This is a genomic window from Pseudomonas sp. SDO5532_S415 (assembly GCF_054071155.1).
Genome location: NZ_JBSVWS010000019.1, coordinates 25,293 through 41,159 on the forward strand (window position 1 = coordinate 25,293; position 15,867 = coordinate 41,159).

A 15,867-nucleotide genomic window follows, 5' to 3' on the forward strand; every position below is an offset into this window, starting at 1 on the left:
CCCGTCATGTTACGAATCACTGAACTCAAGCTGCCGATCGACCATCCCGATGAAGACTTGCGCCCTGCCATCGTGCAACGCCTGGGCATCGCCAGCGATGATCTGCTCGACTTCACCTTGTTCAAGCGCAGCTACGATGCGCGCAAAAAATCCTCCGAGCTGTGCTTCATCTACACCATCGACCTCAACGTTCGCGATGAGGCTGCGGTGCTGCACAAGTTCGCCGATGACCGTAACGTCAACGTGGCACCGGATGTCAGCTACAAAATGGTTGGCCAGGCGCCGACCGACCTGAGCGCGCGTCCGATCGTCGTCGGCTTCGGACCCTGCGGCATTTTCGCCGGGCTGCTGCTGGCGCAGATGGGCTTCAAGCCGGTCATCCTCGAGCGCGGCCCCGATGTGCGCCAGCGCACCAAGGATACCTGGGGCCTGTGGCGCAAAAGCGTACTCAACCCCGAATCCAACGTGCAGTTCGGCGAAGGCGGTGCGGGGACGTTCTCCGACGGCAAGCTCTACAGCCAGATCAAGGACCCGAAATTCCTTGGCCGCAAAGTCCTGCACGAGTTCGTCAAGGCCGGTGCGCCGGAAGAAATCCTCTACGTCAGCAAACCGCACATTGGTACGTTCCGTCTGACCGGCGTCGTGGAAAACATGCGTGAAGAGATCCGCGCCCTCGGCGGTGAAGTGCGCTTTCAGCAGCGGGTCACCGACGTGCTGATCGAAGACGGGCAACTGGTCGGCGTCGAACTCCACGGCGGCGAGCAGATTCATTCGAAACACGTGATCCTGGCCCTCGGCCACAGCGCCCGGGACACGTTCCGCATGCTTCACGGCCGCGGCGTGTACATGGAAGCCAAGCCGTTCTCGGTCGGTTTCCGTATCGAGCACCCGCAGTCGCTGATCGACCGCGCGCGCCTGGGCAAGTACGCCGGTCACCCGAAACTGGGCGCCGCCGACTACAAACTGGTGCACCACGCCAAAAACGGCCGCTCGGTCTACAGCTTCTGCATGTGCCCGGGCGGCACCGTGGTGGCGGCAACGTCCGAGCCGAACCGCGTGGTCACCAACGGCATGAGTCAATACTCGCGTAACGAACGCAACGCCAACTCCGGGATCGTCGTCGGGATTACCCCGGAAGTCGACTATCCGGGCGGTCCGCTGGCCGGTATCGAGCTGCAGGAACGCCTGGAGTCCCACGCCTACGTGCTGGGCGGCAGCAACTACGAAGCACCGGCGCAACTGGTCGGCGACTTCATCGCGGGCAAGCCGTCCACCGAACTGGGCAGCGTTGAACCGTCCTACAAACCTGGCGTTGCCTTGGGTGACTTGGCGCTGGCCCTGCCAGCCTTCGCCATCGAAGCCATTCGCGAAGCCTTGCCGGCATTCGAGAAGCAGATTCGCGGTTACTCGTTGCACGACGCGGTCTTGACCGGAATCGAGACCCGCACCTCGTCGCCACTGCGGATCACCCGTAACGAGTCGATGCAGAGCCTGAACGTGAAGGGCTTGTTCCCGGCCGGTGAAGGCGCGGGTTATGCGGGGGGGATTCTGTCGGCGGGAGTGGACGGGATTCGGATTGCGGAAGCAGTTGCCCGAGACATTCTCGGCATCGAGGCCTGATACAAATCCCCTGTGGGAGCGGGCTTGCTCGCGAAAGCGGTCGATCAGTCAACATCGGCGTTGAATGACACTCCGTCTTCGCGAGCAGGCTCGCTCCCACAATGGTTCTTCAGCGTTCTCAGATATTGGCGCGCAACACGCTGGCCGGCAACGCCACGCCCTGTTCGACGCTCGCCGCTACCACTGCCATCAACCCGCTCAACTCATACCCCTCGGCCTTGAGCCATTTCTGGTCGTAGTAAGTCGTGGCATAGCGCTCGCCGCTGTCGCACAAAATCGCCACGATCGACCCCGTCTCCCCTGCTGCCGCCATTTGCTGCGCCGCCATCAGTGCGCCGATCAGGTTGGTTCCGCTCGATCCGCCGACATGTCGGCCCAACCGCTCGGCCAGGTAATGCATGGCCGCCAGTGACAACGCGTCCGGCACCTTGACCATCGCGTCGATCACCTTGGGCAGGAACGACGCTTCCACCCGTGGCCGGCCAATGCCTTCGATTCGCGAACCGTGATCCAGGCGCAGGCTGGCATCGCCGGTCAGGTAGTAATCGAAAAACACCGAACGCTCGGCATCGGCACACAGCACGCGCGTGCAATGTTGGCGATAGCGCACGTAGCGCCCCAGGGTGGCCGTGGTGCCGCCGGTGCCGGGGCTGGAAATCAACCAGCTCGGCTCCGGATGCTTTTCGAAACGCATCTGCTGGAAGATCGATTCGGCAATGTTGTTGTTCGCCCGCCAGTCGGTGGCGCGCTCGGCATAGGTGAACTGGTCGATGAAATGCCCATCGTGTTCCCGCGCCAAGCGTTCGGACTCCGCGTAAATCTGTGTCGGATCGGCAACCAGGTGAGTCTGGCCACCGTAGAAAGCAATCTGCGCGATCTTCTCTTTGGACGTGCTGGCCGGCACCACCGCAATGAACGGCACCCCCAGCAAACGGGCGAAATACGCCTCGGAAATCGCCGTCGAGCCACTGGACGCTTCAATCACCGGCGCGCCGGGCTTGAGCCAGCCGTTACACAACGCATAGAGAAACAATGACCGGGCCAGGCGATGTTTGAGACTGCCAGTGGGATGGCTGGATTCGTCCTTGAAATACAACTCGATGCCCGGAAAACCCGGCAGCGGCAAAGGAATCAGGTGGGTGTCGGCGCTGCGCTGGAAGTCGGCTTCGATGATCCGGATGGCTTCGCGGGCCCACTGTCGGTTGTCGCTCATGTTGGTTTTCTCGTTGGCTCGGGCAGGAGTCTGGCTCAATCACCAAGCTTAGGAAAAATCCTACATCCCGCACAGGTACAGCTGAAGTTCAATACGCCTGGCAACTGCTAGGCTCAGCTGCGTTGGAGAAAGGCTGCTTGTAACGACATATAACAAAAAAGAATATAACTTTTGTTTTAACTTCTAAGGGCACGGGTTAGGGTGTTCGACCTTTTGAATCGATTAATGGAGAGCGACTTTGCCTCTGCGTAGCACTTTCACGCGTTTCTTTCAGTTGGAAGCTGCCAGCGGTCTTCTGTTGATCGCCGCAGCCATTCTGGCTTTGATCATCAACAATTCCTCGCTGTCGTGGCTGTACAACGGTTTGCTGGACACGCCCGTGGTGGCCCAGGTCGGTGCGCTGAAGATCGCCAAACCGCTGCTGCTGTGGATCAACGACGGCCTGATGGCCCTGTTCTTCCTGCTGATCGGCCTGGAAGTCAAGCGCGAAGTCCTCGACGGGCAACTGTCCAAGCCGTCGCAAATCGTCCTGCCCGGCGCGGCCGCCATCGGTGGCATGGTGGTACCGGCGCTGATCTACTGGTTCCTCAACCGTGACAACCCGCCGGCCCTGAGCGGCTGGGCGATCCCGACTGCCACCGACATCGCTTTCGCCCTTGGCGTGCTGGCGCTGTTGGGCAAACGGGTTCCGGTATCGTTGAAGCTGTTCCTGATGACCCTGGCGATCATCGACGACCTCGGCGCAATCATCATCATTGCGATCTTCTATTCCGGTGCGCTGTCGACCCTGTCCCTGGCGCTGGCCGCGGCCTGCATCGCGGCGCTGATCGGCATGAATCGGTTCGGTGTGGTCAAGCTCGGGCCGTACATGATCATCGGCCTGATCCTCTGGGTATGTGTACTCAAGAGCGGTGTGCACGCCACACTGGCCGGTGTGACCCTGGCTTTCTGCATTCCGCTACGCACGAAAAACGCCGAACCCTCTCCACTGCTGACCCTGGAGCACGCCCTGCATCCATGGGTGGCCTACGGCATCCTGCCGCTGTTCGCCTTCGCCAACGCCGGCCTGTCCCTGAGCGGCGTGACCGTCGAAAGCTTCACCCATCACGTGCCAATGGGCATTGCGGTCGGCCTGCTGCTGGGCAAAACCCTCGGCGTGTTCGGCCTGACCTGGCTGGCGGTGAAATCCGGCATCGCCGCCCTGCCCCAAGGCGCCAACTGGGGCCAGGTGCTGGGCGTGGCGATCCTCTGTGGCATCGGCTTCACCATGAGCCTGTTCGTCGGCTCCCTGGCCTTCGTACCTGGCGCCAGCGAATACGCCGGGATGGATCGGATGGGGATTCTGACCGGTTCGATACTGGCGGCGTTGATCGGTTATGCGGTGACGGCGGCGGCGAGTCGCAAGAACGCGCTACAACAGGTTTAGCCAAAGACACCACCATCCCTCGCCACAGGCAAAAAAAACCCCGACCAGTCACCCGGTCGGGGTTTTCTTTTACCTGTATTCCCGCTTAGTGCGTAACGCGGCTTGTACCGTCAACCGTGGCAATACGCACACGCTCGCCAACACGGAACACTTCGTTTTCCTGCACCTGCTGCACGTAGGCGCGCATGCTGCCGTCGTCTTCGCGCACGGTGATTTCAACACCTTGAGTACGGGTCAGGCCTTCTTCGGCCGCCGAGCCCACCAGGCCGCCGGCCACTGCGCCGATGACCGCAGCCACGATGCTGCCTTTGCCGCCACCGATGGCGCTACCACCGACACCACCGACCGCCGCACCCGCCAGGCCGCCGATCGGGGTTTTGGTGCCTTCGATTTTCACCGGGCGCAATGCTTCGATGGTGCCCATGCGAACCGTCTGCACGCGACGCGCTTCGTCACGGGAGTAGGAGTCACCGGTCAGGCTCGATTGGCAGCCAGTGAGCAACATCGCCATCGTGGAAAAGGAAGCAACCAGCAGAACAGACTTACGCATAGCATCAACTCCAAAGGACAGGTAACCATTAAACTCCGCAGCTTGACGCCTGTCACGGCATCGCCCGGATAAAATTGTTTCGATTCAGGCCTTGTACAGGCACTTAAACGAATTCATCACACGGTAGCGGCAAATTTCGCAATTTGCGCTGCGGCACAGGATTTTCATGGATTACTTTATCATTGTCGTCACCACCGCCGCCGGTCTGTATTTCCACTGGTGGCTTTACGTGCGGATCAAACGCTGGATGGACCGCGACCTGGCGTTAGCGCTGGCCGGAGGCGACGAACGCAAAAAAGCGTTCATGCTCCAGCAACTGGCGAACGCTCAAGCGCAAAAGATCAAGCGTCGAGACCTGCCGCAATGGCTGGAAGCCGCTGCGGCAGACTATCCCGACCGGTAGACGCTTCAGGGGGCCAGACGTTCAAGAATCCAGTCAGCGCCTTGAGAGCGATAGTTGAGGCGATCATGCAGGCGGCTCGAACGGCCTTGCCAGAACTCGATGCGCTCCGGCAGCAAACGATAACCGCCCCAGTGTTCGGGGCAGTGAGGCTGGCTGTCGCTGAAACGTTGCTCGGTGTCCTTGAGTAGTGCTTCGAGCTCGGCGCGACCGGCAATCACCCGGCTTTGCGGTGAAGCCCAGGCACCGAGGCGACTGCCCAGCGGGCGAACCTGATAGTAAGCATCAGATTCTTCAGGCGTGACCTTCACCACCCGCCCTTCGATGCGCACCTGGCGCTCCAGGGTCGGCCAGAAAAAGGTCATCGCCGCGAACGGGTTCTCAGCCAGTTGCTGGCCCTTGGCGCTGTCATAGTTGGTAAAGAAGGTGAAACCCTGGGCATCCAGGCCCTTGAGCAACAGGATCCGGCAATGCGGCCGACCGTCCTGATCGACAGTGGCCAAGGTCATGGCGTTGGCTTCCACCGGTGCCTGCTCGGTTTTCACCGCGTCGGCGAACCATTGGTGGAACAGCGCGAACGGCTCGGCCGGGGCTTGCGCCTCGGTCAGGCCATCACGGGTGTAATCGCGGCGCATATCAGCCAGGGCCTTGGTCATGGCGCATTCCTTTTGGTTAACAAATCACTTCTTTGTGGTATCGGCGGCGGCGACTTTTTTCGTATCAGCTGCGGCTTTGGCGGGTGCAGTCTTCTTCGCCGGGGTCGCGGTTTTAGCCGGTGCCTTTTTTGCCGGGGCCTTGGCGGCTTTCTTGGCTGGCGCTTTTTTCGCCACGGGTGCAGCCGCTTTCTTCGCATCGGCGGGCGCTGGACTCACAGGCTTGGCAACCGGCTTGACGTCCTGGGCCGCCACCATGCGCACAGGTGCCGGGGCAGGCATGTTGTACTTGCTGAGCAAGGCGACCATGGTGTTTTGCGGAGTCACCAGCAGCTCCACGCGGCGGTTCAGGGCACGCCCTTCAACGCTGTCGTTGGCGGCACGCGGGGCTTCACTGCCCATGCCGCGCAGCATCAGACGATCGCGCTGCAGGCCGCTGAGACGGAAAATCGCTGCAACCGACTGGGCGCGCTCCTGGCTCAGCTTGACGTTGGCCGGTGCGGCACCCGAGGTGTCGCTGTGGCCTAGCACCAGAACGGCAGTTTTAGGGTCGGCTTCAAGAATTTTCGCCACGCGGGTGAACGGACCGAGGGTAACGGGCAACAGCATGGCCGGGCGGTCCGGGTTGAACGAGCCTTCGACCGGCGCCGTCACCACCAGCACGTTTTCACGGCGTTCCAGTTGCAGGTTGCTGTCCTTGATCGCTGTGCGCAGACGCGGTTCATAGTCGTCGAGCCAGGCCTGGGTGACTTTCGGATCCGGCATAGGTACGGCTTTGGCCGTGGTTGTTTCCTTGCCGCCGAACGGCCACCACCAACTACCACCCGACTCGGCACCAGCCTTGGCCACTTCAACCGGTTTGGCTTCAGGCTTCACTTCAGGCTTGGCTGCAGTCTTGTCGGCGAGCTTGTCGGTTTTGTCATCGGAGCCGAACGGCCAATACCAGGGGCTGCTGCTTTCTGTCTTGGCCACCGGGGCGCTCGCCGCAGGCTTCAACGGTGCGGGAGCCGATTCTTTGACCGCGACCTTGTCAGAGGAGCCGAACGGCCACCAGCTGCCGCCGTCCGCATCACTTTTCGGATTCTGTGCGCAACCGGTAATAGCGAAGCACAGTGCCAAGGCGAGGGTTGGTTTGGTTGACATTGGATATCCACAAAAATGAAGTCAAAAAATGATCAGGCCGATTCGGCCTGCATAAACAAATGATTTGAAACTAAAAAGGCTCTCCGGTTCCGGACCTGGGACCTTCGAGCGGGATTTACAGACAAGTGGCCAGTACCCGCACAAGCTTTTGTGCGCGCGGATCCATCAAGACGTACGGCCCCAGCGTATTTGTCACAAAACCGAAAGCCACATCGTGCTCCGGGTCAGCAAAACCGATTGAACCGCCGGCGCCCGGATGCCCGAACGCTCGCCGGCCAAGGCCGAAAGTGGCATTGGGTACATCCGGCTGATCGAGCATGCAGCCCAGGCCGAAACGGGTCCGGGTCAGCAGGGTCTTGTCCTCGCCCAGGCTGTGCTCACGGGTCAACTCGTCAAGCATTTCGCCTTCCAGCAGGCTGCCATCGAGCAAGCCGGCATAAAACCCGGCCAGGCTGCGGGCATTGCCGTGGCCATTGGCCGCTGGTTGCTGCATGCGCCGCCACTCCGGCTTGTTGGTGCTGGTCAACACCGACGGCGGGTTGGTGAAGGCACGGGTGGTCATGGCAGTCGGTTCGCGCATGGTCACTTGCAGCAGGCGCTGGGCCGCGGCATCGCCAGCGTTGCCCTTGCCACGGGCGATGTGCGCCACACGATGAAACTCTTCATCGGCCAGACCGACGTGGAAGTCCAGCCCCAGCGGCTTGGCCACCCGGGCCACGATGGATTCACCCGGCCCGCGTCCGTCGGCACGCCGCAGTAATTCGCCGATCAGCCAGCCATAGGTGATTGCCGCATAGCCGTGCCCCTCGCCCGGTGTCCACCAGGGCGCTTCGGCAGCCAGGGCGCCGACCATGGTTTGCCAGTCGTAAAGCGCTTCGGGGGCCAGCAACTCGCGCAGCGCCGGTAGACCGGCCTGATGGCACAGCAGTTGGCGCAGGGTCACGGACTCTTTACCGGCCGCGGCAAACTCGGGCCAGTAGCGGGCAACCGGTGCATCCAGTTGCAGCTTGCCTTCGGCCACCAGTTGCAGGGCGGTGACGGCGGTGAAGGTTTTGGTGCAGGAGAACAGGTTGGCGATGGTATCGCTGTGCCAGGCCTCGGCGCCGTCCTTGTCGGCGGTGCCGGACCACAGGTCGAGAACGGTTTCGCCGCCGATGCGGATGCACAACGCCGCGCCACGTTCCTGAGGATCGTCGAACAGCGCCGCAAACGCCTCACGCACTGCCTCGAACTTAAGCTCGTAATGACCCTGAATCTGCACCCGCAACTCCCCGGTAAACGCTTTACAAAGTGGCCCGCATTGTTCCAGCCCTTGAGGGTTTTGGGAACAGGGGCGGGCCGGGCGGTCAATCGCCCTCAGAAATGATCGGAAATTTTTGTCGTCTGTTCAGATGCCTTCGCGAGCAGGCTCGCTCCCACAATGGCTCAACGCGAACCCTGTAGGAGCGAGGCTTGCCCGCGAAGAACGATAACGCGGTCTCAGGTGTTAATGACCACTACCGGAATGCCCACCCGCATGCCCGGCGCCCTTCCCCGGACCTTTGCCGGCTTCGGCCTTGCGCCCGCCTTCGGCGTCATGACGGGCTTTATCCGCGTCGGCGCTGGCCTTCTGCGCCTCTTTGCCCAACTGATCGATGGCCGCCAGGTTGCTTTTGCGCACGCTGTCGACAAAGCCCTGGAATGGCAGATCGGTAATGCCCACCAGACCGAAATGCCCGTTTTCGCCATCCAGCAGGCGCCCGGTCACAGGTTGGTCGAAATACTGGAACCAGTGCACACCGACAATCGACGGCTCGCTCAGCGCCTGTTTGAGGAAGTTCGCATAGGCCGGGCCACGGTCTTCTTCCTTCGGCAATTGCGTCACGCCACCCCAGAACGGACCGCGATCAGTCGAGCCGAAGTTGAACTCGGTGATCAGCACCGGTTTGTCGAGGCTGCGCAATTTGGCGAAGTCGTAACCGTCCTGGGGTTGCAGGGTGTACATGTTGAAGCTCAATACATCGCAATACTGCGCGCAGGATTCAACGGCCTCCGGGGTGCTGATGGCAAAGCGGCCACCGAGCAACATCTGGTTCGGTGCGTGCCATTTGAGCGAGTCGGAAATGGTCTTGAAGTAAGTGTCGGCGAAGACCTTCTGGAAGTATTTGAAGTCGGCCTCGATTTCCGGGTGTTCGGCACTCGGCAGGGGCGGCACGAAACCAGGGTCCTCCATCAACTCCCAGGCGGGCAGATCGATACCCCAGGCTTTGGAAAGACCCGCCTGGTTACGGTACTTGTCGCGCAGTTGCTTGAGGAACGCGCGTTTGGCCGGTACGTCGGTGGTCATTTTCAACGTGCCGTAGGCCAGCGCGTAACGGGCTTTCGGGTCGTCACCAGGACCGGCCCAGGCCAGTTCGTTGTCGGCGAAATACCCGATCAGCCAAGGATCGTCGCGATGGTCGCGGGCGGCGATGGCCACGGCGCGTTCGGTGGCCATGGCGAAACGCGGGTCAAACGGGTCAGGCATGCCGCCCCACCAGTCGTTGCCAGTACTGATGCTGGCGTAATCGCCGACGATCGACAGCGGCAGGGTGTATGGCACGCGTTCAGCGTCACCCAGCGCTGGTGCGCTCCAGTTGCCAACGGTGTTGAAGCCCCAGGCCTGCAGGCGATCAAGGGTCTGGCCGGCCCAGCGCTTTTCGTCGAGAGCCACTTTGCACGGTTCGGCCGGCGCGGGCTCGGCCGCTTTCGCCGCCGTCGCCTCCACGGCATCAGCCTTGGCGGCTTCGGCGACACCGGATTCGGTCGACGCAACAACCGGCTTCTCGGCGGCCTTCTCTGCCACTGCCTCTACCGCATCGGCCTTGGCAGCCTCGGCAACCCCGGCCTTGGTATCGCTGCCCAGTGCACAAGGGTCGCCGTACAGGCGTTGCAGATTGGCGCCATAGAAGTCGTACCAGCGGCCGAAATTGAAACCTCGGCCCTGATCGACACCGTTGCCACCACGGTTATCGCCCTCACCGAAATGATTGGCCAGCGGCTCGTCAGCCTTGGGCAGGGATTCGAACATCCCTTCGCGACCGGCAATGTAGGTCTGGTTGACGTCCGCTGCGACGGTGTTGACGCCCAGCGAATAGAACGGATACCCCAGCGGAGTTAGCAGATACCAGCGGCCATCGCGCTTTTCGCTGCGAAAAAAACCGCTGCCCTTGAATGCCGGGCCCTGGGTCCAGCCTCCGAACTTGTCCAGCGATGCCTTATTGCGCTCGGCCAGCCAGGTTTTCAGTTGTTGCTGTTCCTTGGCGGCGGCGTTTTTCAGTTGCTCATCACTGCTGACTTTTTCCGGCCATTTGGCCCGGGTCGATTGGCCGTAGGCGTCCACCAGCCCACCGTAAACGGCTTGGGTGACCGCTTCGCCATCCTGTACGCCGAAGCGTTCAAGCAAAATGCTTTGAGCCGCTTTCGGTTGATCCATCGACAGGCTGACCGACACCACCTGGCTGCGATTGAGATCACCGCTGCTGCTGGCCAGCAATACACGCTGCCCATCCACCGTCGTCGGCATCGGTGGCCCGGCCTTCATGCCCTGGCTCAGCGGCGAAGTCGGCACCAGTGGCACCAACAATGTCTGCGTCGGACCTGCCGGCAGGTCGATGCGGCTGACCAGGGTCTTGCCGTCGTTGCTCTGGATTTGCACATAGAGGGTGATCGGCCAGTTCATCGCGCTCTGGATGCGAAGGCTCATCATCCCCGATTGCGACCAGTCCCAGGCGCCGGCCTGCGGGGCCAGGCGCAAGGTCGGCCGGGCGACCGGGTTGAACGTCACCCGACGCAACACTTCGCCTTCGGCGGTTTGTTCGGCGTTGGCTTGCGGCAGGTCGGCGTTCTCGGTCGAGACGCGCACCACATCCGCGGGGCGAACAAAGTTGAACAGGGTCTGCTGACCGGCAGGCGCCGCCAACAATGGGCCAGCGAAGATCAAGGCAAAAACGGCAGGCAGCGAACGGCGAATCATGAGAAGGAAATTCTCCCTAACGACCTCGATGGGCCAGTGGAAAAGCGATGACAGAGAGATAGACAACGCGGCGGGCAGAATTGCCCACCGGCGTATCAGGAAATTTCACGACGGAAGGGAGGCAACGCATTGAGGATCGCCTTGCCGTAGCGCTGGGTGACCAGGCGTCGGTCGAGCAAGGTGATGGTGCCGCGATCTTCTTCGGTACGCAGCAAGCGCCCGCAGGCCTGGACCAGTTTCAGCGAGGCGTCCGGTACGGAGATTTCCATGAACGGATTGCCACCGCGCGCCTCGATCCACTCGGCCAGCGCCGCTTCGACCGGATCATCGGGCACCGAGAACGGAATCTTGGCGATCACCACGTGTTCGCAATACGCACCGGGCAAGTCGACCCCTTCGGCGAAACTTGCCAGGCCGAACAGCACGCTCGAATCCCCGCCATCGACCCGCGCCTTGTGCTTGTTCAGGGTTTCCTGTTTCGACAGGTTGCCCTGGATGAACACCTGCTTGCGCCAGTCGCGATCGAGACCGTCGAACACGTCCTGCATCTGTTTACGCGAAGAGAACAGCACCAGCGTGCCCCGTGAGCCTTCGACCAGTTCCGGCAGATCACGGATGATCGCCGCGGTATGCGCGGCCGCATCCCGGGGATCGGCATTGAGGTTCGGCACCCGCAACACACCGGCGTCGGCGTGATGGAACGGGCTCGGCACCACGGCGGTCACGGCTTTTTTCGGCAGGCCGGCGCGCATGCGGAAGCGGTCGAAGGTGCCGAGTGCGGTCAATGTTGCCGAGGTCACCAATGCGCCGTAGGCCACGTTCCACAAATTGCGCCGAAGCATTTCCGCCGCCAGGATGGGACTTGCGTTGACCTCGATGTCGAACAGCGAACCGCTTTCGGCGAGGGTCAGCCAGCGCGCCATGGGCGGGTTGTCTTCCGGGTCTTCGACGGTGAACGCGGTCCACAACTCCCAGTTGCCCGAAGAACGGGACAGCAGGCTGCCGAACAGCGGATACCACTCCTCGGCCTGATTGCTGGCGATACCGATATTGACCTCGCCGTCCATGCCTTCCTTGAGCAAATCGGTGAGGCGGGTGAACAGGTCGGTCAAGCGGGCAAAGCCTTTCTTCAATTCGATGCCCATCTCGCGCATGTGCTCGGGAATCACCCCGCCGACGAATCGGTGACGCGGTCGCTCGCGCCCCTCGACGTCTTCGCCGGGCTTGAAATCGGCGATCTGCTCGCAAGCGGTGAACATGAACTGCTGCTGGGTCTTGATCTCCCGCGCCAGCTCCGGCACCTGCTCGATCAGCTTGCCCAGATCCCCCGGCAGTGGGTGTTGGGCCAGCAGCTTGGTGAGGTTCTTGGCAGTGGTTTCCAGCCAGTCGGCGGTGGAGCGCAGGCGCGTGTAATGGGCGAAGTGGCCGATGGCCTTGTCCGGCAGGTGATGGCCTTCGTCGAACACATAGAGGGTGTCGCGCGGGTCCGGCAGCACTGCACCGCCACCCAACGCCAGGTCGGCCAGCACCATGTCGTGGTTGGTGACGATGACGTCGACCTTGCCCATGCCTTCGCGTGCCTTGTAGAAGGCGCACTGGCCGAAGTTCGGGCAATGCCGGTTGGTGCACTGGCTGTGATCGGTGGTCAGGCGCGCCCAGTCGGCATCTTCCAGGGCGGTGGACCAACTGTCGCGGTCACCGTCCCATTTATTACCGGCCAGCTTTTCGATCATGCTGGTAAACAGCTTCTGGCTGGCCTCATCCACCTCGATCTTGAAGCCTTCCTCTTCGAACAGCTGCGCCGTGGCGGTTTGCGCATGGCCTTCCTGAAGCAGCATGTCGAGCTTGGACAGGCACATGTAGCGTCCGCGCCCCTTGGCCAGGGCGAAACTGAAGTTCAGACCGCTGTTGCGCATCAGGTCGGGCAGATCCTTGTAAACGATCTGCTCTTGCAGGGCGACGGTGGCCGTGGCGATCACCAGGCGTTTGCCGGCGGCCTTGGCGGTGGGAATGGCCGCCAGGCTGTAGGCCACGGTCTTGCCGGTACCGGTGCCGGCCTCTACCGCGACAATCGCGGGCTCGCCACTGCGCCGACCTTCGTCGTCGGTGTCGATGTCCCCGAGAACCTTGGCGACTTCAGCGATCATCAGGCGTTGGCCGTAGCGCGGCTTGAGGCTCTTGGCTTCGAGAAAACGCGAATAGGCGCCCTGGATCGTGGTTTTGAGTTCAGTGCTGATCATGGATTGTCGGGCGCAAAAAACGCTGGATAAATTTTCAGTAGTTCGGATCGGCCGCTATCATACCCCGCTAATTAATCCCGCGCAGAACGGAGTACCCGAATGACCGCTTTTAGCCTTCTTTATAGCCTGCATGTCCTCGCCGCGCTGGTGTGGGTGGGCGGGATGTTTTTCGCCTGGATGGTCTTGCGCCCCGCGGCGTTCAAGGCGCTGGAGGGGCCCGCCAGGCTGAAGCTGTGGCTGGAAGTGTTTCAAGGTTTTTTCCGCTGGGTCTGGGTGGCGGTGGTGCTGTTGCCCGTCAGCGGCGTGGGCTTGCTGAATCTGCACTTCAACGGTTTTGAACTGGCCCCGCGTTATGTGCAGGTGATGATGGGGTTGTACGTGGTGATGACGGCACTGTTCATCCGGATTCAGGCGTTGATGCTGCCGGAGCTGCGCGCTGCCGTGGAGGCGCAGGATTGGCCGGTTGGGGCGGCGGTGTTGGGGCGGATTCGTCGGGTGGTGGGGATTAATCTGATAGTCGGGCTGGCTGTGGTGGCGATTGCTGCGGCGCGGCCGATGTTCTAAAAGCTTCGCGGGCAAGCCTCGCTCCTACAGGTTTTGAGTCGATCACAACTCAAGATCTGTAGGAGCGAGGCTTGCCCGCGAAGGCAATTGATCAGGCGACACGCATTTCAGAAACGGACTACAACCGCTGCACCGTCACCGCCCCCGCCGCTCCCGCCGGCCCCGGATGCCCATCAGCGCCAGGCTTGCCGCTCTTGCCACCATCGGCTTTATAGATGACACAGCCCTTGGCCTTGCCGCCCGCCCCCGGCTTGCCGCCAGGCCCGGCCAGGCCACCGGCACCGCCAGCCACCTGGACGTTGATCAGGTCTGCCGGGTAATCGCTTGGCACTGCCAGTTTGACCAACGCCCCCGGCGCTCCTGGCTGACCGTCACTGCCGTCACTGCCATCGGCACCGCGACCCGCCTGGCCCCAGGCGCAACCCGGCGCCTGGCCATTGGCCCCGTCGAGTCCGACGAACCCAGGCGCACCCGCACCGCCGCGAGCATCCACCAACAACTGCGGCGCATTCAAAGCCTTGATCTGCAGATTCAGATTGCGCCCTGAACGGGCAGCTTTCTGGTAAGTGCCTGGCGCACCGCGAGCGGTGATCTGGCTGCCCTCGGACAACTGGGCACGGCTGACCTTCAGTTCCAGCGCCTGTTCACTGGGCACGATCGCGATCCGCGCATCACGCCCCAGGTGCAATTCGCCGACGGTGACTTCGGTGACGTTGGAGGGAATGAGCAATGTGCCGTAGTCGGCCACTTCCAGGCGTTCCAGCTTCAAGGTGCTGGCGGTGTTGGGCAGGCGCATCAGCGAGTTGGTTTCGACGCTCACCACCTGGGCGCAGGCCAATGGGCTGATGAGTGCGGCGAGCAGACAGAGTTTACGCATGGGAAGCCTTAGGTGCGGTGGGAGCGGGAATGGTTTGCAGGTGAAAAACGCCGAAAATGATGATTTTCAGGCGATCGCGCCATGGGTGAGCGCGCCCCCTGAGGCTGCGAAAGCACAACAGCGCTTCAAGCAGATGGAGAGTCGCCAACAGGCCACCGGCCAGGTTGACCAGCGAGTGCAGCGGATGGATAAACGGCGTGAGCAGATTGACCAGCACCACCGACCAGAACAGCAGGGTCAACAGCTTCCCCAGCCCCCATAGCACCTTCATACGCCCCCCGATGAGAATTATTCTTTGCGCGCACAGTAACGGCTTCCACGCGGGATAAGCCAGAGGGCAAACGAAAATTCTTCATGAAGGCCGCCGAATGGCCGTCGCAGTGATGCGATTTTTCACCCGACGGCTCTATTTCGCGGTTCAGCGATTGATGTGCAACTCCACGCGACGGTTTTTCGCACGGCCTTCTTCTGTCTCGTTATCGGCCACCGGCTGACTTTCACCCTTGCCTTCGCTGGTGAGCTTGCCCGGCGTCACGCCCTGGCTCAACAGGTACTGCGCAACGCTGCTGGCACGTCGTTCCGAGAGGGCCTGATTGTAGGCATCGGCCCCGACGCTATCGGTATGCCCCACCACCTTGATACTCACCACGTCGGCGTCCAGCAGTTTGCTCATGATCGAATCGAGCTGGCTCTGCGCGTAGGGGGTCAGGTCGGATTGATTGAAGCCGAAAAACACGTCATTGCTCAACGTGATGACTTCAGGCTGTGCGGGCTCCGCTGGTTTCTCGCTGACCGGGTATTGCGGCAGCGGGCAACCGTGATGTTCTACAGGGGTATTGGCCGGGGTGTCGGGGCAGCGATCGCGTCGATCGAAAACGCCATCGTCATCTTCGTCGCCGTCCTGGGCATAACAGATCAAACCACCGCTCAAGATACCGAGCGCCGCTCCACCGGCCGCCCAACCGCTACTTCCAATAGCGCCCAGGCCTCCGCCGACCAGCCCGCCAATGACGCTGCAGATCGGCCAGGTACGTTGATTGAGGGGGGCGGTGCCATCACTGTGAGTAGCGCAACCGGTCAACAGGCTGCCAAGCAGCAGAACCGGCAAGACGGTCCGTGTGAGATTGGTCATTTTGAAAGCTCCTGTGTCACCGGCCAATGCCGGTCACACAGGAGTAAAGACCCGC

At 61.7% G+C, this 15,867-nt stretch carries 14 protein-coding genes; 4 read left to right on the plus strand and 10 right to left on the minus strand.

What is annotated here, in order from left to right; all coding sequences use genetic code 11:
* The first annotated feature begins 6 nt into the window (after window positions 1-6).
* Entirely contained in the window at window positions 7-1,620 is a 1,614-nt protein-coding gene (locus ACW9HW_RS07910; RefSeq protein WP_457399270.1) for an NAD(P)/FAD-dependent oxidoreductase, read from the plus strand.
* 118 nt (window positions 1,621-1,738) lie between these two features.
* Here ACW9HW_RS07910 and ACW9HW_RS07915 read toward each other — a convergent pair whose 3' ends face one another.
* The gene (locus ACW9HW_RS07915; RefSeq protein ID WP_137807052.1) at window positions 1,739-2,833 is read right to left on the minus strand and encodes a PLP-dependent cysteine synthase family protein; all 1,095 of its coding nucleotides are present in this window, start codon (window positions 2,831-2,833) and stop codon (window positions 1,739-1,741) included.
* A 238-nt stretch (window positions 2,834-3,071) separates the two neighbouring features.
* On the opposite strand from ACW9HW_RS07915, the gene nhaA reads away from it, so the two are divergent.
* Window positions 3,072-4,259 carry a Na+/H+ antiporter NhaA gene (nhaA, locus tag ACW9HW_RS07920; protein ID WP_457399272.1) on the plus strand — a complete coding sequence of 396 codons (1,188 nt, stop codon included), beginning with the start codon at window positions 3,072-3,074 and terminating at the stop codon, window positions 4,257-4,259.
* An 85-nt stretch (window positions 4,260-4,344) separates the two neighbouring features.
* Here the strand turns inward: nhaA and ACW9HW_RS07925 are convergent, their stop codons facing one another.
* The gene (locus tag ACW9HW_RS07925; protein ID WP_095195383.1) at window positions 4,345-4,809 is read right to left on the minus strand and encodes an outer membrane lipoprotein; all 465 of its coding nucleotides are present in this window, start codon (window positions 4,807-4,809) and stop codon (window positions 4,345-4,347) included.
* Window positions 4,810-4,975: 166 nt separating this feature from the next.
* On the opposite strand from ACW9HW_RS07925, the gene ACW9HW_RS07930 reads away from it, so the two are divergent.
* The gene (locus ACW9HW_RS07930; RefSeq protein ID WP_457399274.1) at window positions 4,976-5,212 is read left to right on the plus strand and encodes a hypothetical protein; all 237 of its coding nucleotides are present in this window, start codon (window positions 4,976-4,978) and stop codon (window positions 5,210-5,212) included.
* A 5-nt stretch (window positions 5,213-5,217) separates the two neighbouring features.
* Here the strand turns inward: ACW9HW_RS07930 and pdxH are convergent, their stop codons facing one another.
* From pdxH to dinG, 5 genes are all read right to left on the minus strand, one after another.
* Window positions 5,218-5,865 carry a pyridoxamine 5'-phosphate oxidase gene (gene pdxH, locus ACW9HW_RS07935; protein WP_457399276.1) on the minus strand — a complete coding sequence of 216 codons (648 nt, stop codon included), beginning with the start codon at window positions 5,863-5,865 and terminating at the stop codon, window positions 5,218-5,220.
* Between the two features lie 24 nt (window positions 5,866-5,889).
* Entirely contained in the window at window positions 5,890-7,005 is a 1,116-nt protein-coding gene (locus tag ACW9HW_RS07940) for an OmpA family protein (protein ID WP_457399278.1), read from the minus strand.
* Window positions 7,006-7,120: 115 nt separating this feature from the next.
* Window positions 7,121-8,266 carry a serine hydrolase domain-containing protein gene (locus ACW9HW_RS07945; RefSeq protein ID WP_457399280.1) on the minus strand — a complete coding sequence of 382 codons (1,146 nt, stop codon included), beginning with the start codon at window positions 8,264-8,266 and terminating at the stop codon, window positions 7,121-7,123.
* A gap of 225 nt (window positions 8,267-8,491) precedes the next feature.
* Window positions 8,492-10,999 carry a beta-galactosidase gene (locus ACW9HW_RS07950; RefSeq protein ID WP_457399282.1) on the minus strand — a complete coding sequence of 836 codons (2,508 nt, stop codon included), beginning with the start codon at window positions 10,997-10,999 and terminating at the stop codon, window positions 8,492-8,494.
* Window positions 11,000-11,094: 95 nt separating this feature from the next.
* Complete coding sequence (gene dinG / locus ACW9HW_RS07955; RefSeq protein ID WP_207262809.1) at window positions 11,095-13,239, minus strand: ATP-dependent DNA helicase DinG; 2,145 nt, start codon at window positions 13,237-13,239, stop codon at window positions 11,095-11,097.
* Window positions 13,240-13,338: 99 nt separating this feature from the next.
* Here dinG and ACW9HW_RS07960 point away from each other — a divergent pair, with 99 nt between their 5' ends.
* On the plus strand, window positions 13,339-13,803 hold the full coding sequence (locus ACW9HW_RS07960) for a CopD family protein (RefSeq protein ID WP_457399283.1): 465 nt from the start codon (window positions 13,339-13,341) through the stop codon (window positions 13,801-13,803).
* 118 nt (window positions 13,804-13,921) lie between these two features.
* On the opposite strand, the gene ACW9HW_RS07965 is transcribed toward ACW9HW_RS07960, so the two are convergent.
* The 3 genes from ACW9HW_RS07965 to ACW9HW_RS07975 form a co-directional block, all read right to left on the minus strand.
* Window positions 13,922-14,680: a collagen-like protein gene (locus ACW9HW_RS07965; protein WP_457399285.1), complete on the minus strand. Its 759-nt coding sequence runs from the start codon at window positions 14,678-14,680 to the stop codon at window positions 13,922-13,924.
* On the minus strand, window positions 14,673-14,951 hold the full coding sequence (locus ACW9HW_RS07970) for a DUF1145 domain-containing protein (RefSeq protein WP_095195374.1): 279 nt from the start codon (window positions 14,949-14,951) through the stop codon (window positions 14,673-14,675). Before ACW9HW_RS07970 ends, ACW9HW_RS07965 begins: the two co-directional genes overlap by 8 nt.
* A 147-nt stretch (window positions 14,952-15,098) precedes the next feature.
* Complete coding sequence (locus ACW9HW_RS07975; RefSeq protein ID WP_095195373.1) at window positions 15,099-15,812, minus strand: OmpA family protein; 714 nt, start codon at window positions 15,810-15,812, stop codon at window positions 15,099-15,101.
* Between the last annotated feature and the right edge of the window lie 55 nt (window positions 15,813-15,867).